Origin of the sequence: Oceanithermus desulfurans (assembly GCF_014201675.1) — a bacterium.
Lineage (GTDB): Bacteria > Deinococcota > Deinococci > Deinococcales > Marinithermaceae > Oceanithermus > Oceanithermus desulfurans.
The window spans coordinates 1-16911 of record NZ_JACHEZ010000002.1; the positions used below are offsets into that span (position 1 = coordinate 1).

The 16911-nt window shown below is 71.5% G+C and carries 12 protein-coding genes; 5 read left to right on the forward strand and 7 right to left on the reverse strand.

All coding sequences use genetic code 11. The features are described from left to right. Positions 1-428: 428 nt before the first annotated feature. Positions 429-3212 (reverse strand): ATP-binding protein, encoded by a 2784-nt coding sequence (locus tag HNQ05_RS02345; protein WP_147145859.1) that lies wholly within the window; start codon positions 3210-3212, stop codon positions 429-431. Between the two features lie 85 nt (positions 3213-3297). Between HNQ05_RS02345 and HNQ05_RS02350 the strand changes: the two genes are divergently transcribed. Genes HNQ05_RS02350 through HNQ05_RS02360 form a run of 3 tightly spaced genes read left to right on the forward strand, consistent with a single transcriptional unit; the run spans position 3298 to position 8503 of the window. Next, positions 3298-5046 (forward strand): InlB B-repeat-containing protein, encoded by a 1749-nt coding sequence (locus HNQ05_RS02350; protein WP_147145857.1) that lies wholly within the window; start codon positions 3298-3300, stop codon positions 5044-5046. Positions 5047-5054: 8 nt separating this feature from the next. Further along, a complete protein-coding gene (locus tag HNQ05_RS02355) occupies positions 5055-5606 on the forward strand; it encodes a hypothetical protein (protein WP_147145854.1) in 552 nt (183 codons plus the stop codon). 11 nt (positions 5607-5617) lie between these two features. After that, complete coding sequence (locus tag HNQ05_RS02360) at positions 5618-8503, forward strand: carboxypeptidase-like regulatory domain-containing protein (protein WP_147145853.1); 2886 nt, start codon at positions 5618-5620, stop codon at positions 8501-8503. Between the two features lie 105 nt (positions 8504-8608). Here HNQ05_RS02360 and HNQ05_RS02365 read toward each other — a convergent pair whose 3' ends face one another. After that, positions 8609-9349, reverse strand: coding sequence for a zinc ribbon domain-containing protein (locus HNQ05_RS02365; protein ID WP_246104084.1), 741 nt, complete (start codon positions 9347-9349; stop codon positions 8609-8611). Between the two features lie 18 nt (positions 9350-9367). Beyond that, on the reverse strand, positions 9368-10039 hold the full coding sequence (gene nth, locus HNQ05_RS02370; protein WP_147145847.1) for an endonuclease III: 672 nt from the start codon (positions 10037-10039) through the stop codon (positions 9368-9370). Positions 10040-10060: 21 nt separating this feature from the next. On the opposite strand from nth, the gene HNQ05_RS02375 reads away from it, so the two are divergent. Then, positions 10061-10447, forward strand: a complete 387-nt coding sequence (locus tag HNQ05_RS02375) for an ASCH domain-containing protein (protein WP_147145844.1) — start codon at positions 10061-10063, stop codon at positions 10445-10447. Here HNQ05_RS02375 and HNQ05_RS02380 read toward each other — a convergent pair. From HNQ05_RS02380 to HNQ05_RS02395, 4 genes are all read right to left on the reverse strand, one after another. Continuing rightward, the gene (locus HNQ05_RS02380) at positions 10348-12177 is read right to left on the reverse strand and encodes a GNAT family N-acetyltransferase (RefSeq protein WP_246104083.1); all 1830 of its coding nucleotides are present in this window, start codon (positions 12175-12177) and stop codon (positions 10348-10350) included. The genes HNQ05_RS02375 and HNQ05_RS02380 overlap by 100 nt on opposite strands. 47 nt (positions 12178-12224) lie before the next feature. Further along, positions 12225-13661, reverse strand: a complete 1437-nt coding sequence (gene proS, locus HNQ05_RS02385) for a proline--tRNA ligase (RefSeq protein ID WP_147145842.1) — start codon at positions 13659-13661, stop codon at positions 12225-12227. Positions 13662-14312: 651 nt separating this feature from the next. Then, complete coding sequence (locus tag HNQ05_RS02390; RefSeq protein ID WP_147145839.1) at positions 14313-15377, reverse strand: endonuclease/exonuclease/phosphatase family protein; 1065 nt, start codon at positions 15375-15377, stop codon at positions 14313-14315. A 9-nt stretch (positions 15378-15386) separates the two neighbouring features. Next, entirely contained in the window at positions 15387-16535 is a 1149-nt protein-coding gene (locus HNQ05_RS02395) for an MFS transporter (protein ID WP_147145836.1), read from the reverse strand. Positions 16536-16594: 59 nt separating this feature from the next. Between HNQ05_RS02395 and HNQ05_RS02400 the strand changes: the two genes are divergently transcribed. Then, the gene (locus tag HNQ05_RS02400; RefSeq protein ID WP_183677551.1) at positions 16595-16909 is read left to right on the forward strand and encodes a DUF4269 domain-containing protein; all 315 of its coding nucleotides are present in this window, start codon (positions 16595-16597) and stop codon (positions 16907-16909) included. Positions 16910-16911: the final 2 nt, after the last annotated feature.

Consider the following 16911-nt stretch of genomic DNA (forward strand, 5'->3'; position numbering starts at 1 on the left):
TACCACGCACCACGCACTACGCACCACGCACCACGCACTACGCACCACGCACTACGCACCACCGGTCTCCGTCATCCCCGACGAGGCGCGGAGCGCCGGGATCGGGGATCTTGGTGTCGTTGCTTCAACCATACGCTCGTCACCCCGGGCAAGCGGCCGCGGGCCGCGCGACCCGGGGTCTTGTCTTGTTTTTGCTTCCTTACCCTCCCTGCGCCTTTCCCGACGAACCGGCGTAGCCGGTGAGGTTGGGGCCTTTGCGGTGGCTGCGCGTTGCGAGTGAACCAACGTAGCGCGTTCGTCACCGTCCGCGCGTTGTAAGATTCCGGAACCCGGAGGCTCAGCGGCCCCCCGTCCGGAAGGACGGATTTCGTGGCACAGGTCAGGACTCCGGGCCTGCCCCGGATCATGCCCGGGGCAGGCCCCAGCGCTTACGCCGGGGTGACGACGCCGAGGTCTTCCAGCGCCTCGGCCGGCGAGCGGTAGGGCGCCTCCGGACAGACCCCCGGGTCGAGGGTCTCCATCAGCTCCTCGGCTTCGCGGCGGTTGTGCGCGCGCAGCTCGGGCAGCTCCAGCGCCGTGCGTAGCAGGCGGCAGGCGCGGCGCGGGTTCTCCTGCGCCAGCTCCAGCCGCGCCCAGACAACCAGACCACGGGCCACCTCGGCCGCCTCCCCCACCCGCCACGCCGCCGCCAGACCCTGCCGCAGATGGCGCTCGGCCTCCACCCAGCGCCGCAGCTGCGCCGAGGCGAGGCCGAGGTTGAGGTGGCAGCTCGCCTCGAGCACCCGCTCGCGGGAACGCCGCCCGCCCTCCAGCGCCGCCGCGAACCGCCCCAGCGCCGCCTCGTACCTCCCGGAGGCCAGCGCCAGCTGCCCCAGGTTGTAGAGCAGGAAGGGCTCGATCTGCCCCAGGCCCAGGCGCCGCGCCAGGCGCAGCCCCTGGTTCAGCATGCGCTCCGCCTCGTCGCTCCGCCCCATCACGCGCAGGAGGTTGCCCAGATTGTTGTACGTCTTGGCCATGTCGGCCTCGTGACCGTGCGCTTCCTGGGTGGCCAGCGCCTCTAAGAAGAACCGGCGCGCGGCCTCGTGGTCGCCGGTGGAGAAAACCGCGATGGCCAGGTTCTGCAGCGCCGCCGTGCGCGCCCAGGGATCCGCGCTTTCCAGGGCGCACGCCGCCGCCCGGCGCCAGTGTTCGGCGGCGGACGTGAAGTCGCCGCGGCGGTAGGCCAGCATCCCCCGGTTCTGCTCGATGCGGGCGTCGAGGGCCGGATCCGGCCCCGCGGCGACGCCCTCCATCAGCCGCTCCGCAGTCTCGAGTTCGCCCAGGCGGATCCACAACCAGGCGGCGGCCAGGGCGAACGGGGCGCGCAACCCGCCGTCCTTCGCCCGCGCGAGCACGGCCTCGAACCAGCGACGCCCCTCCTCGAACCGCCCCTGACGGTCGAAGAAGCGGAGCAACGGCTCGGCGAGGGGGGCCAGGCGGTCGTGCCAGCCCCAGGCCGCCGCCCGCTCCCAGGCGGCACGCAGGTTGGCGTGGTCCCCGCGCATCAGCGCCAACGCGGGCTCGTCCCCGCGGTTGAGCTCCTGAACGTGGCGCGACAACCGCTCGAGGTAGTGGCGCGCGTGCGCCGAGCGCACCTCGGCCTCCTCCCCGGGCCGCTGCGCGAGCCTGCGCAGGGCCAGCTGCCGCAGCAGCGGATGCAGCCCCAGCCGTCCGTTGCGGGCCCAGACCAGGGCGCGGTCGCTGAGAACCGCCAGGGTGTCGGCGTCGGCACCCAGCACCGCCGCGGCGGCCTCGACGTCGAAGCCCCCTTCGAAGACCCCCAGCCCCGGAAAGACCCGCCGGGCGGCGGGGGGCAGCTGTTCGTAGGCTTCCTCAAGGAGGGCTTCGAGGTCGCCTTCGCCGTTGCGTGGGCGCGGCAGGTGCGGGGGCGAAAAGCGCCGGACCAGTTCCTCGGCCGGGAAGAGGTCGGCCCAGGACGCGGCCAGCTCGATGGCCAGGGGGTGCCCCTGCCAGACCCGGCAGAGCTCCTCGACGGCGGCCACGCCCTCCCCCAAAGCGGCCTGCACCCTGCGGGCGCGCTCGAGGAAGAGGGCGACCGCCGGCGACGGCTCCCCGGGGACCTCGGGGTCGATGCTCAATCCGTCGAGGTAGAGGCAGCGCTCCTCGGCCGCGCCCAGGCGCACCCGGCTGGTAGCGAGCAGGTGCAGGTTCGGACAGCGAACGACGAGGCGCGCCAGCTCGCCGGCCTGCGGGTGGAAGCGCTCGATACCGTCCAGTACGATGCAGACCGATCTTTGGTCGATGCGGGCCGCGAGGTCGTCCCAGCCCGGCCGGCGGGGGCCGGGGGCCAGCTGGAGGGCCTCGGCGATCCGCGCGGGCAGGTCGGCGTCGGCGTCGGCGTCGAGCCCCAGCCAGACCACCCCGTCGGCGAAGTAGCGCCTGCGGCAGAAGCGCTGCGCCGCCTCGATGGCCGTGCGGGTCTTGCCCACGCCCGCTAAACCGACGAGGGTGACCCAGCGCTGCCCCTCGCGCACCAGCAGCCGCTCGATCGTCTCGAGCTCTTCGCGCCGGCCCAGGTGGCGGGCCACCGGCCGGGGAACCCGGCAGGGTACGGGCTCGGTGCGCCCGTGGTCGCGCACGAAGTCGTCGAGCAGCGGACTGCCGCTCTTGCGCAGGAGCTCGACCGTGGTGGCCGGGTCGCTGAGCCCCCAGGCGCGCTCCAGACCGTAGGCGGCCTCGGCGTGCTCGCGGGCGCGGTCGAACGCTCCCCGGTGGAGCGCCTGGTGGCCTAGCTCCAGGTGGGCGCGTGCGACCCAGACGGCCACCCGCTCGCGCATCTGGTAGACCCACTCCTCGAGCTCGTGCCCCATGCACAGGTCCAGCCCCTCGGCGAAGGCGCCCCCGTACAGGCGCACCGCCCGTTCCCACGCGCCGCGGGCCACCGCGTCGATCAGCTCGTCCACGTCCGTGGCTAGCGGCGTGTACAACCGGCGACCGTGCGCGCGCACCGCACCCGGATGCGCCTTGTTCAGCTGGGTCAGCGCCACCGAGAGGCTGCCCAGCGGTCGCTTGGCCTCGGGCCAGAACAGCTCGGCGAGGAAGCGCCGCTCGCGCGAGCCCTCCAGGGCCAGGTAGGCGAGCAACAGCAGGGGTTTGGGGCGGGTGAAGCGGACCCCTTCGAGTTCAAGGCTGCCAAGCAGGCGTAGGCGCATCGCTGCGGGACCCCCGTTAAGACGTTGTTAAGGGCATTGTGGCTAAGGTCGTGGGCAAATGCAAGCTTATAAGCGTTCCTACACCTTGGGTCTATTGCTCCTCTTGGGGCTCGTCCTGGTCCTCGCGGCCTGCCAGAGCGCGGCGCCCCCTCAGTTCACGCTCGAGCTCGCCTTCTCGGGAAGCGGCGGCGGCAAGGTGCGGATCACCCCGCCGGCCGCCGAGTTCACGACGGGAACGACGCAGAGTTACCCGGCGGGTACCCAGGTCAGCCTGACCGCGACGCCCGCCGCCGGATCCACCTTCCTGGGCTGGAGCGGCGACTGCAGCGGCGGCGGGAGCTGCGTACTGAGCCTGGACGACGACAAGTTCGTGACCGCCTCGTTCAGCACCCAGGCCAGCGGCGCGCTCACGGTCTACGGTCCCGGCGACTTCAACGGCAACACCCTCACCGTCCAGCTCCCCGGCCTGCAACCCGCCGACTACGTGGCCCTGATCCCCGTCTACGCCGGCCAGGACAGCAGCGGCACCGACCCCGACGGCATCACGTACGCGATCGCCGCCCAAAACGTCGCGACCGCCTCCCTGGGCCCGGCGGCGGAGGCCGGCCCGGTCGGCCCCTACGTGCCCACGGACGCCCCGGCGCTGCAGGCGAGCCGCGACTTCGCCGCCCGGGCCCGCGACAGCGGCCTCGAGCCCCTGAACCGGCAGGTGGGGGCGCAGGGGTTCAGCGACAACTGCCCCGGCCCCTACCAAACGGGGACGACGCAGTGCGACTTCTGGGTCTTCACCGACATCGGCACCTCACCCCCCACCCAGACGCTGATCAACGCCACCGTGCAGTACGTGAGCGCCAGCGCCGTTTGGTTCGTCGAAGACGGGTTGACGGGGGACGACGTGCTCAGCGCCAACGAGCTCGCCGCGCTCGCGAACACCTTCGAAACCACCGTCTGGCCCACCATCGGCACCACCTTCGGCAACGCCGCCGACTTCGACGGCAACGGCAAGATCTTCATCGTCCTCAGCCCCAAGGTCGGCAACGCCGGCCTCTTCGGTTACGTCTATTCGGCCGACCTCTACGTCGACAGCGGCTCGGCGCCGCGCAGCAACGAAGGCGACATCTTTTACGCCACGACGCCCGGTCCGCCGATCAACCTCTACTCCTGGACGCGCGACGCCTTCCTGAACGTCGCCCTGCCGGGGACGATGGCGCACGAGCTGAAGCACCTCGTCGCCATGGGCTACCGGGTGGCCAACGGCTTCCCGCTGGAGGAGATCTGGATCGAGGAGCCCTCGGCGGAGGTCGCCAAGGAACTGAGCGGTTTCGGAACCGCCCAGGGGCGGATCCAGTCGCGCGCCAGCGACGCGCTGGCCGACCCCGAGGCGTTCCGCATCGTCCACGCGACCCGTCCGCCGGGCGCCGAGGGCCGCGCCATCTACGGCTTCAACTTCCTCTTGATGTGGCGCGCTCACGAAAAGGCCGGCGCCTCGCTGTGGAAGCCCTGGGTCCAGAGCGACCTCGTCGGCATCGCCAACTTCGAGGCGGCCACCGGACAGAGCTTCGCCGACGCCCTCGTCGACTGGGCGCTGACGTTGCTCTTCGACGACACCGCCCAGCTCGCCGGCTACGAGTACCAGAACTTAGCGCTGCGCGACGGCAGCTGGCAGACGCTCTACTACCAGCCGCTGGCCGCGGTGAGCAACCGCACCCTGCGCTCGATGGCCTTCTACGTCGGCCGCGGCACCGGCGCCGACGCCAGCGTCGCCCTGACCGTCAGCGACCCCTCGCGGATGCGGGTCGCGGTGGTGCGGTTCGCGGGCCCGCTCCCCTACTAGGAGGCGGTATGCTTCGCCGGATTCTGTGCGCGCTCGCCCTGGGGCTGCTGCCCGCGCTGGCCACGACCTACCGCTCCGTGAGCGTGGCCGACGCGGTGCAGGGCCGGGCGGAGGCCGGCTACGTCATGGTGTCCGGCCGCTTCCTGGCCTTCGGCAGCTACCAGGGGCTCGTTCGCGGCGTCATCGCGGGCGCCCGGTTCGCGCTCCCCGTCGAAGGGCAGGTGTTCGACTACTGGCCGCAGCCGGGCGCCTTCCTGGAGGTCTGGGGGGAGCTCGAGCGCGGCCCCGACGGCTGGAGGCTTCGTTTTCACAACGCCCGCCCGCCCGGCGCGGCCCGCGGGCCCCGGCCCGTGGGCCACCCCCGCCCCGGCGAGGTCCTGAGGGTGTGGTTGCGCGTGTATTCCACAGGGGGCGTCGCCGCCCGCACGGTCGGGCGGAGCGAGGACGGGCGGTCGTTCTATTTGCGCAACTACACCGGGGGCCCCGGGGTGCGCTGCCTCGTGGGCCGTCTGCTCGAGGCCGACGTCTTCGAGGTCGCGGAGAGGTGCTCGAACGATTGAGGAGGTCGAGAATGCGCGCGCTTCACCTACCGCAGCCCCTCCCGTGGCGCCGCCTCGGGCTGCTGCTCCTGCTGCTGGCCGTCGCCGGCTGCGGCGGCACCCGTCCCCCCGCCAACGTCATCGGCCGCCTGGGACCGGCCGGCGGCTGGCTCGAAGGCCCCGACGGGCTGGCGGTCTCGCTGGTGGCGGGGGCGGTCGAGGCGTCGGTCGCGGTCGTCCTCGAGCCCGCACCGCGGCCCGCCCTCCCCCTGCCCGCGGGGGTGCAACCCGCGGGCGACGCCTACCGCATCGCCGCCGACCGCTACCTCCCCGCGAGCGAACCCTTCGTGCTGGTCGTTCCCCTCCCCGAAGGCGTGGACCCCGACAGGCTGGCCCTCGCGGTCTACGACCCCGGCGGCACCCCCCACGTACCCGACCCCATGTGGTTCCGTATCCCGGGAACGCCGGCGACGGAGCTGGGCGCCTTCCTGGTCCAGCTCCCCTCGCTCCCGCAAGAGGGGCTGGTCTTCCTTCCGGTGCGCGACGACGCCGCCGACCGCCCTGCGGCCGCGGCCGGCGAGGTGCGCTCGAGCGGCGGCCTGGGGAGCGCCTGGCTGCCCCGGGGCAGGGCGATCGTCACCCCCAAGGGCGCCTTCTCCAGCGCCGCGGTCGCCGCCTTCGAGTCCGCGATGGACGCCGTCCTCGGCCTCTACCGCAACACCAAGCTGCGTCCGCCGCTGCTTCAGGTGGTGGGCGCGAAGCCGATCGTCCAGGGCCGCGGCACCCCCATTCGCATGGACTACAGCAACGCCAGCTACGGCTTCTACCTGATGCCGGCCGGTACCGGCGAGTGCGACCCCGGCACGCTGGGCTTCTACCAAACGGATACCCGGATCATGGTGGTCTGCGCCCCCGCCAACGGCGCCGTGACACCGGCGATGCGGCGCACCCTGGTCCACGAACTGTTCCACGCGGTGCAGCAGCGCTACGGCGGCAGCGCCGGCTGGTGGGCGGAAAGCACCGCGGCGCTCTCGGAAAACTCGATTCAGGACGCCGCCTTCCAACCGCAGCTGACGCCGGACTACTCGGCCCGCAGCGACTGGATTCCGCTCCCTTACTTCGGCCGCGGCGCCCACTACCGCAGCCAGGACTTCTGGTACCACGTGCTGCGGGAACGCGGGCTGGCCTTCGACGCGGCCATGGACGCCTACATGCACGAGCCCATGACGGTCGCGGGAACGAACGCCGCGCTGCAGGGGAAGCTGGCCGACGAGTACTGGCACTGGTTCAAGGACCAGACCTACGTCAAGGGCCCGGCGACCGCCCGGCCCGCGGCGGCCTGCCGGCCCGACCCCAACGCCGCGACCGGCGTGGTGCAGCTGATCGCGAACACCACCACCGAAGCCTTCGCGGACCACGGCCACAAGCGCTACGCCTTCTCGGGGGCCGTCTTCCGCTACAAGCTGCCGAATACCGAGCCCTTCCCCGTTAGGTGGCGGCTGTGGTTCACGGTCTCCGGCGACCCCCTCACCCCGAACGACCGCAGCGCCATCGACACCCGGTCCTGGAGCTGCAGCTGGCAGGCGGGCCCCGCGGAGGTCCGGGTGGCCCCCGGGCAGACCTTCGAAAGCGGCGCCCTGGCCGCCAACCTCGACCTAGGCGCGGCCAAGGACGACGAGGCGACGCTGGTGGGGGGCGGGAAACCGTTCCGGCTGCACGCCAAACCCCTGCGCGGGGAGGTGGTGCTCGAAGGACCACCGGGTGGGCTGAGCGCGGACGTGACCGAGCTCGGCAGCCTCGGTTCGACGAGCTACGCCCTGACCGAAACCTCGCCGGGAAGCGGCAACTACCGGATCAACCTGCCCGTGGGCCGCTACGACATCCGTACCAGCGCCCCCGGCGGCTACGCGGCCACCTACCGCAACGTGGTGGTCCAGGAAGGCGTCGCCGCGACCCCGACGCCCGACGGCGCGCCGGGGCGCGAGGTCGTCTTCCTGGGGCGGTCGTCGGGCGGCCCGCTGAACCTTTACCTCTGGGACCTCGACCAGGGAACGGTGCGCGCCCTGACCTCGTTTAACGACGACGCCTGGGCCGATCCCGCGGCGCAGGCCGTCTCCTTCGCAGCCGTACGCACCGCTGCGGGGGAGCTGGTGGCCGTGATGCTGCAAGACCCCGGCTCGAGCGGCTCCGAGACGCTCTACCGCCTCGGCCCCGCCGACGCCCAGGCGGTGACCGTGGCCAGCCTGCCCGGCAGCTACCAGCTCAGCTACGTCAACCTGAGCTTCCAGGACGGCGGCAGCCTGCCGGCGGCGCTGCGCTACTTCGAAGACACCCTCGGCACCCGGCAGCTGCAGATGATCGACCTGCAGACCGGTGAGGTCGTCTGGACCGCGGACGTGAGCGGCTACGCGACCCAGTGCGGCTGGCGCCCCGGCCGCAGCGTCTGGGCCGGCGGGTACCTGCTGGGTTGCGGGAACATGAACCCCGACGCCAGCTGGACGGCCCTGGTCGCGGCGGTGCCCTCGCCGCAGGGCGGATACCAGGGCACCATCGGACGCGACCCCGCCTTCATGCAGTTCGAAGGCCCCGCCGACTTCGGCGGCCTCGACTTCGGCGGCTCGATGCTCTTCGTGGAGCGCGCCCTCTACCCCGACTTCACCGAGGCCACCGGCTTCGTCGTCAACGCCGACACCACGAGCAGCACCTTCGTCGCGCTGCCGGGCGAAGCCCCCTACCGCTGCAGCCCCGCACCCGGGCGAATGCAGGTGGCCTGCCTGCGCGCCGGCGGCGTGGTCGTGCACACCGTCGACCCCGCCGGTACGGTCACCCGGACCGAGAGCTTCGCCCTGCCCGCGGGGTACGCCATCGAAACCGGCCAGCTGGACGCGATCGACTTCGTGGAGCCGCTCGAGCGCTGAGCAAGGAAACGCGAGCCGCGAGGCGCTCCCGGGCGCGCGGCCCCGCGGTGCCCACAAGAACCACCGCCTCGGAGTTCCGAGGCGGTTGGGGCGTTCGTTTCGGGGCTACCCTTCCTGGGGACCCTTCCACAGCAGCCGGCCGCAGCTGGGGCAGCGCACCACCTGCTGCCCCTGGTAGACGCGCTGGGCCACGTGGGTGGGCAGCTGCACGCTGCAGGCGCTGCAGCGGTAGACGCCCCCCTTGGCGTAGACGAGCGCCACCCCCACGCCCTTGCGGGCGCGGCGGATGGCCTGGTACTCGCGCAGCAGGTTCTTGGGAATGCTGGCCGCCATCTCCTCGCGCTTGGCGAACTTTTCCTGGTACTCGGCCTCGAGCTGGGCCACGCGCTCGGCGTTCTTGGCCTCGAGCGCGTCGAGCTCGGGCTTCATCTCGGCCATCTCGGCCTCGAGCGCCTGGATCTGCTCGGCCAGGTTCTCCATCTCCTCGAGGATGGGCATGGTCAGCTCGGTGAGCTCGTCGATGCGGGTCGAGAGTTGCTGGATGCGGTTTTCGAACTGGGTCTGCTCGCGCACGCTCGAGGACTGCATCTGCTCGTCCTCGGCCTGCTTGCGCTTGGCGGTGAGGTCTTTGATCTCCAGGTCGTTCTGCTTGTACTCGCGCTGCAGGGTCAGGTAGCGCTCCTTGAGCTGGCCCAGCCGTGCCGACAGCTCGGCCCACTTCTCGCGGGCCTCGATCAGCTCGGGCGGCAGCAACTCCTGCTGTTCCTTGATTTTATCAAGCTCTTGGTCGCGCTCCTGAAGGGTGTACAAGTCGGCAAGGGCACCCGCAATATTCACGTCCTCCATCATAACACCCTGACGCGCTCAGGCGTTTTGACGGTTCGAGCAGTCGTCCGCCAGCACGCAGGCGTCGCATTTCGGCTTGCGCGCGGTGCAGACGTAACGGCCGTGGAGGATGAGGGCGTGGTGCACGAAGACCCACTTTTCCCGGGGAAAGAGTTCCTCCAGCTCGGCCCCGATCTTCTCCGGGGTACCCGCCCGCGAAAGGCAGAGCCGGTGCGCCAGCCGCGCCAGGTGGGTGTCCACGGCGATGCCCGGCACCCCGAAGGCCGCCCCCAGCACCACGGTGGCCGTCTTCCAGCCCACCCCCGGCAGCGCCATCAGCGCCTGCTTGTCGCGCGGCACCTCGCCGCCGTGCTCGGCGACCAGCCGGCGCGCCAGCGCCACCAGGTTGCGCGCCTTGGTGCGGTACAGGCCGATGCGGCGGATGTAGGGCTCCACCTCCTCGGGGGTGGCCGCCGCCAGCGCCTCGGGGGTGGGGAAGCGCTCGAAGAGGGCGGGGGTGGCCTCGTTGACCGAGCGGTCGGTGGCTTGGGCGCTGAGCACGGTGGCCACGAGCAGCTGAAAGGGGTTGGCGTGGCGCAGCTCGGTGCGCGCCTGGGGGTAGGCGGCCTCCAGCTTCTGGAGGATGCGCAGGGCGCGCGCGCGTTTCTTGGTCTTGGACTCGCGCGGGCAGCGCAGCTTAGCGGGCGCCATGGGGCCGATTATACTGGCCGCATGCGGCGCCCCAAGCGCGGTCTGATCGTGCGCGAGCCCTACGCCGGCTGGATCGTGGACGGCGTGAAGACCTGGGAGATCCGCAAGCACCCCACCCGCGTCCGCGGCCCCATCGGCATCGTCAGCGGCGGCCGCCTCATCGGGCAGGTGGACGTGGCCGGGGTGGAGGGGCCCTTCAGCGCCGAAGAGCTGCGCGCCCACGAAGAACGCCACCGCGCCGGAGCCTTCCTGGAGGCCTACGCCCGGGGCGCGCCGCTGTGGGCCTGGGTGCTGGAAAACCCCCGGCGCTACTCCGTGCCGCTCCCCGTGCCGCCGCGCCGGGGGCGGATGCTTTGGGTTGACCTCGCCGAGGTTCCCTGGCCCGGCTCGGACCAGACCGAGCCGTAGCCGACGTAGACGATGCGGTCGGGCTCGAGCGCGGTGCGAACCTCCTCCCGGTGGCTGCTCACCACCAGGGTGATCCCCGCCTCGCGCGCGAGGCGGGCCAGCGCCCGGGCGAGGCGGCGCGCGTTCGGCCCGTCGAGGTGGGCCGCGAACTCGTCGATCAGCAGCAGGTCGGGCCGTCCGGCGAGGAGCAGCGCCAGCAGGAAGCGTTCACGCTGCCCGGTGGAGAGCTGGTCCGGTAGCGCGCGCCAGAGCACCGCGTCGGCCAGGCCCATCCGCCCCAGCAGCTCCGCCGCGGCCGGCACGTCCTGCAGCCGGCGCGCCACCCGCTCGAGCAGCACCTCGTCCCCCGCAACGGGCTCGGCGACGCCGGGCAGGTAGGCCTCGACCCGCCCCTCGGGCACGTCCACCCAGCCGGCGTCGGGCATCTCGTCCCAGAGGAGGCGCAGCAACGTCGTCTTCCCCGCCCCGCTGGCGCCCCAGAGCAGCTGCACCGTTCCCGGTTCGATGCGCAGCTTGACCCCGCGCAGCACCCGGCGCTCGATGCGGCGGCGGCGCACCCCGAAGGCCTCGAGCATCCCCCGCACCTCCGGCGCCAGCTCCTCCAGGTCCAGGTCGCTGGCGTAGGCCTTGTCCACCCCGTGGAAGACCACCGGGCCCGCGAGCCCGCGCACCCGCCCGTAGCTCGGCCGGTAGAGCCGCCCACGGTGCTCGACGGCGTAGGGGTCGGACTGCAAGAAGCGCCGCATCCGCCGCGCCGCCGCGTCGGTGAGGGGGTAGGCCAGCACCGGGCGGCCCGAGGCGGTGTCCCACAGGTAGCGGAAGCCGGCGTTTTCGAAGAAGGGGTGGTAGCGGGCCATCTGCGCCACCGTGCAGGCCAGCTCCTTGTCGCGCCGTCCGTCGGGAACGCCGCGCTCCACCGCCCACTCGAGCGCCAGCCGCACGATCCGCGCCCCCAGGCCGTCCGAGCGGTAGTCCGGATGCACCACGACGCGCGCGACGCGCGCGGCCGCCACCCGCACCCGGTCGATCGCCCGCTGCGCCGCCTCTTCCCAGGACCGCCCCTCGGGCAGCAGGTCCTTGACGTCGAAGGTGGGGTGGAACCAGTCTTCGGGAAAGACCTCCTCGCGGATCCGCCGCTCGATCCCCCCGGCGGTGCGCCGGTGCATGGCGGGCAGCGGCGGGTCGAGCCGCAGGTAGGCCACGATGGCGGGCTCGAAGGGCAGGCGCTCGACGAGCTCCATGACCAGGAAACGGCTCGCCGGGGTGGAGCCGCGGATGTCGAGCAGCCGCCCCTCGCCCTGCCGGCAGCGGGGCTTGGCGGCCGCCCGCACCCGGCGGCCGTCGGGGCAGCGCCACACCGCCACGGTCTCGTGGTCCGAGGCGTGGTGGTACTGCTCCAGCTCGGCGATGGCCTCGTAGTCGGGCTCGGACCGCGCCTCGCGCACGCGCAGGGCGTAGCCGTAGAGGGTGCGGGCGTAGACGCCGGAACGCGCGTGCTCGACCTCGCGCGCGAAGGGGGGCCAGTGCACCCGCCCCGCCCGCTCGAGCACGTAGTCGTTCGCGTCGAGCAGGTTGCCCGCGGCCCCGCCCCGGATCCGCAGCTGCACCTCCTCGCCCTCGCGCAGCCAGCGCGCCGCGTCGCCGCTCATCCGCAGCGTGGGGCCGCCGGCGAGGTCCACCTCGCCGAACCAGCGCCAGTAGACGCGCCGCGCCGCGATGCGGTAGTTCATGCGTCCAGCCTACCGCGCGGGGCGCCGGGGCAAGGCCGCGCCCTGGATCAGTAGGCTTTGGCGAAGAGGACCCGCTTGCCGTAGGCGCTGGGCTTGCCGCAGCGCACGCAGACCCCCTCCTCGTCGGGGAAGTCGAAGGGAATCAGGCGGGTGGTCGCCTTGGTCTCCTCCTGGATGGCCTTCTCGCAGGCGGCCTCGCCGCAGTGGAAGGCGGCGGCGAAGCCCTGCTCCACCTGCGCCTTGAAGGCGTCGTAGTCGTCCACCCGGCGCACCCCGGCCTCGCGGAAGGCGAGCGCGCGCTCGTAGAGGGCGCGGTGAAAGGCTTCGAGCCGCTCGGGCAGGAGCCCCGGCAGGTCGCGCAGGCCGATGAACTCCTTCTCGCCGCCCAGCCGGCTCTTGAGGACCGCGTGGCCGGCCTCCACGTCGCGGGGGCCGATCTCGATCCGCAACGGCACGCCCTTGAGCTCCCACTCGTTGAACTTGTAGCCGGGGCTGTACTGGTCGCGGTCGTCGGTGTGGACGCGCACCCCGGCGCGCCGGATCTCGCGGGCGAGCGCGCGGGCGGCCTCGAGCACCACCTCACGGGTGTTCTTGCGGTAGATGGGCACGATCACCACCTGAACGGGGGCCAGCTTGGGCGGCAGGATCAGCCCCTGGTCGTCGCCGTGGGCCATGATGATGGCCCCGATCATGCGGGTGGAAAGCCCCCAGGAGGTGGTCCAGACGTACTTCTCCTCCAGGTCCTGGTCCTGGAAGGTGATCTCGAAGGCGCGCGCGAAGTTCTGCCCCAGGAAGTGGCTGGTGCCGGCCTGGAGCGCCTTGCCGTCGCGCATCATCGCCTCGATGGTGGTGGTGTAGACGGCGCCGGCGAACTTCTCCTTCTCGGTCTTCATGCCCTCCCACACCGGGATGGCGGCGTAGTCGCGGGCCAGCTTGGCGTAGACCCCCAGCATCCGCCGCGTCTCCTCCTCGGCTTCCTCACGGGTGGCGTGGGCGGTGTGCCCCTCCTGCCAGAGGAACTCGGTCGTTCGCAGAAAGGGGCGGGGCCGCTTCTCCCAGCGCACCACGTTGGCCCACTGGTTCATGAGCACCGGCAGGTCGCGCCAGCTGCCGATCCACTTCGACCACATGTAGCCGATCACGGTCTCGCTGGTGGGCCGCACCGCCAGCGGCTCTTCCAGTTCCTCGCCGCCGGCGTGGGTGACCACGGCCAGCTCGGGAGCGAAACCCTCGACGTGCTCGGCCTCCTTCTGCAGGAAGCTCATGGGGATGAAGAGGGGGAAGTAGGCGTTTTGGTGCCCGGTCTCCTTGATCATCCGGTCGAGCTCGCGCTGCAGGTTCTCCCACAGCGCGTAGCCGTAGGGGCGCATCACCATGGTGCCGCGTACGGGGCCGTAGTCCACCAGTTCGGCCTTCTGGATGACGTCGATGTACCACTCACTGAAGTCCTGCGACTGCGGCGTGACGCCTTGCTCCTTCGCCATAGGGCCTATCCTAACCCGAGCGGGGCGGGGCCGATTGGCGGAATAAGCAGCCTGTAGCTCGTGGCTTGTAGGGTGCGCTATCTCGCCGTAGGGGGCAGCCCTTGCGGGTACGTGGTACGTAGTGCGTAGTGCGTGGTGGTGACAGGATGGTTTGTAGCCCGTAGCTTGTGGTCAGTAGAAGCACCATGCCCATCATTCGGCTTTCTACCGGTAGAGGAAGGTTTCACCTCTTCGTTGCAACGTTTGCGCATCAGCGACAGGAGAACCCCGGCTTCTCTTCCGGCATGGACCCCGGGATCTCGGCGGGCCAGCCGGCCTCGTCCGGGGAATCGGTAATGGGTCGTTGAAAAAGTGAAGGCAAGTCCCCGGCCAAGGGCGCTTGGCGCCCGCGAGCCGGGGCCCATGCCACGCCTTTAATCCACGGCTTGGTTACTGTAAAACAACGCCCCCTCCCCTTGAGGAGGGCCGGGGTGGGGGTTAAAACCGGCTCGTAGCCTGTGGCCTATAGCTTGTGGCCTGTGGAGACAACGCAGCGCGCCATCGCGCATAGCGCGCTCGATTCAAGCTGGCTACCACGTACTACGCACCACGCACTACGTACAGTTCGCTTATCCACCTCCCACACCCCACCTCCGAAAACCTATTTACCAACTACCGCTCCCCCACGCTCAGCCGCACCCGCACCGGGTTGTGGTCGGTGTCCGCGAAGCCCAGGTCCTCGGTGCGCACCTCCTGCACCGTGACGTTGGGGCTCACCAGGAAACCGTCGATCACGGTCACGTAGTTCTCGCCCGCCTTCCAGGGGCGGCTCACGGAGCGGTTGGTGGGCGCAGCGGCGTCGTAGGCCCAGGTCCAGCCGGCGGGCGTCCAGTCCGCGGGGAAGGGCAGGTAGAACCCGGGGCGCGGCTCGCGGTGGGGAAAGGCGGTGTCGGGGTCCACCCCGGGCAGGATCAGGTTCCAGTCACCGCCCACGACAACGTAGTTCCCCTTGGCGTACTCGCGGGTCATGACCTCCTTGATGTAGCCCAGCTGCTGCTCGCGCAGCTGACCGGCGTCGAAGGCCGAGTTGTGGGTGTTGATCACCACCCAGTCGCGCCCGTCCGCGGCCGGGTAACGGGTCAAAACGAAGGCGCGGTCGAGCTGCACCAGCTGCACCAGGAAGCCGTAACGGCCGGGCAGGGCGTGCCGCTCGGCGGCGGAAGGACGCCAGCGCGACAGCGTCATCAGCCCCGACTTGACCCGGCCCATCGGCCGGGCCACGGGCACCGGAACGAAGGCGACGTCGTAGTTCTTGGCCAGGACGAAGGCGTAGCCGGGCAGCGCCCGGGCCAGCGCCAGCACTTCGTTGATGCCGTAGCTGCGGCGGGAAGACAGGTCCACCTCCTGGAGGAGCACCACATCGGCGGGGCGGTCTTTGAGGTAGGCGGCGATGCCCGCGAGGTAGCGCTCCACCTCGGCGCGGGCGGGCCAGCCGTGGCGGCCGCCGTCGAGAAAGAAGTCCTGCTCGGCCCCCAGGCCGGCGTAGCCGATGTTCCAGGTCAGAAGGCTCAGGCCGCCGGGCGCGCCGAAGCTTCCCTGCCCCTGAACCGCGAGCGGTTCCACGGGCTGCGGCCGGTAGTCGGTGATCCAGAGCCAGGCCACCAGACCGGCGAAGGCCAGGGCGGCGAGCAGCACCAGACCGAAGAGGGCTGCGAAGAAACGCCGGAGAATCGTCATGCCCTCATGCTACGCCGGACGCGCGCGGCCGCCGCCGCCCCGCACCCAGACGAAGACCAGGACGGTCAGCAGCGCCCCCAGCGCCATCAGCGGGAAGAGCGCGTTCAACCCCAGCGCCGCGGCCACCGCACCGCCCACAGGCGGCCCCACCAGGCCGCCCAGGTCCCAGCTGGCGGTGAAGAGGCTGAAGGCCGAGCCCCGCATCTCCGGCCGCGCGGCGCGGGTTACGGCCACGATGTTGGCGGGCAGGTAGAGGCCGGCGCCGGCGCCCATGAAGAAGCCGGCGGCGAAGGCGAACGGCGGCAGGGGCAGCGCCCAGAGCAGGAACAGGCCCAGCGTGGCGCTCACGAACCCGGCGAGCGCCACCCAGCCGGCCTCGAAGCGGTCGGCCAGGTAACCGGCGGGAAGGCGGAAGAAGACCGAAACCAGGCTGTAGAAGGCCAGGAAGGCGCCCACCCAGGCGGCCCGGAAACCCGCCTCGCTGAGGACGAGCGGGTAGAAGGTCTGCAGGGTGGCGAAGACCGCGGCGAAACCGGTGTTGGCCAGCGTGGGCGCCAGGATGCCCCGGTCGCGCAGGACGGTGCCGAAGTTGGCCCACCAGGGGTTGGCGGAGGGGGCGTCCAGCGTCTCGGGCACGCCCCAGACGAAGAAGGGAATCCAGACGAGCTGCACCCCGAGCACCAGCAGCCAGACCGCGGAAAAACCGTAGAGGTCCACCACGAAGCCGCCCAGGGCGGTGCCGCTCATCACCCCGATGCCCAGGATCAGGTTGCGGGTGCCCATGACCCGGCCCACGACGTGTTCGGGCACCAGGTCGCTGGTGATGGCCAGCGAGCTGGGGGCGAAGAGGGCCATGGCCGCGCCCTGGAGAAAGCGCCCGGCCAGCACCGCGCCCAGGGGCCCCAGGTAGAAGAGGCCCGAGAGCGCCCCCAAACCCAGGCCGATCAGGCTCGGCTTCTTACGGCTCCAACCGTCGGAGGCCCATCCCCCGAAGGGCCGCAACGCCAACCCCGCAAGCGGCATCAGCGCCACCGCCCAGCCGATCCAGGCCGCCCCGAGACCCTGGGCCTTGAGGTAAAGGGGCAGCGTGGGCACGGTCAGGCCGTAGGCCAGGAAGAAGAGAAAGGTGGCGAGGTGCAGGTTCCATACGGCGCGCACCCTTTCAGCTTACCGCGAAACTGACCCACCGGTCAGCCTCTCCGGGGCAGAATGGGAGCGTGACCGCCCGCGCGGCCGCGGCTCTCGCCGCCTTCGCACGGCTCGCGCGCCACCCGGCGCTGCGGGGTGCAGACCCCGTGCTCGCCGGTACCTTTCCGCTGGAGCTGGACGTGGAGGGAAGCGACCTTGACGTCGTGTGCCGAACGGATAACCCCGAGCGCTTCGCCCGGCGGCTCGCCCGTGTCCTCGCCCGCTGCCTGGGTATCGCCGGCGACCCTTACCCGGCCCTGCTCGAGCCGGGACGCTCCACCAACGCGGAGCCGCCGCGGCGCTCCGGGGAATGTGGGGGCGAACGCCGCCCCGCGGCCTTATAGTG

Bases quoted from the DNA above. Each gene is read 5' to 3' on its own strand.
- HNQ05_RS02345 (WP_147145859.1), bottom strand. From the start codon at position 3,212: ATGCGCCTACGCCTGCTTGGCAGCCTTGAACTCGAAGGGGTCCGCTTC.
- HNQ05_RS02355 (WP_147145854.1), top strand. From the start codon at position 5,055: ATGCTTCGCCGGATTCTGTGCGCGCTCGCCCTGGGGCTGCTGCCCGCG.
- HNQ05_RS02360 (WP_147145853.1), top strand. From the start codon at position 5,618: ATGCGCGCGCTTCACCTACCGCAGCCCCTCCCGTGGCGCCGCCTCGGG.
- HNQ05_RS02365 (WP_246104084.1), bottom strand. From the start codon at position 9,349: ATGGAGGACGTGAATATTGCGGGTGCCCTTGCCGACTTGTACACCCTT.
- nth (WP_147145847.1), bottom strand. From the start codon at position 10,039: ATGGCGCCCGCTAAGCTGCGCTGCCCGCGCGAGTCCAAGACCAAGAAA.
- HNQ05_RS02375 (WP_147145844.1), top strand. From the start codon at position 10,061: ATGCGGCGCCCCAAGCGCGGTCTGATCGTGCGCGAGCCCTACGCCGGC.
- HNQ05_RS02380 (WP_246104083.1), bottom strand. From the start codon at position 12,177: ATGAACTACCGCATCGCGGCGCGGCGCGTCTACTGGCGCTGGTTCGGC.
- proS (WP_147145842.1), bottom strand. From the start codon at position 13,661: ATGGCGAAGGAGCAAGGCGTCACGCCGCAGTCGCAGGACTTCAGTGAG.
- HNQ05_RS02390 (WP_147145839.1), bottom strand. From the start codon at position 15,377: ATGACGATTCTCCGGCGTTTCTTCGCAGCCCTCTTCGGTCTGGTGCTG.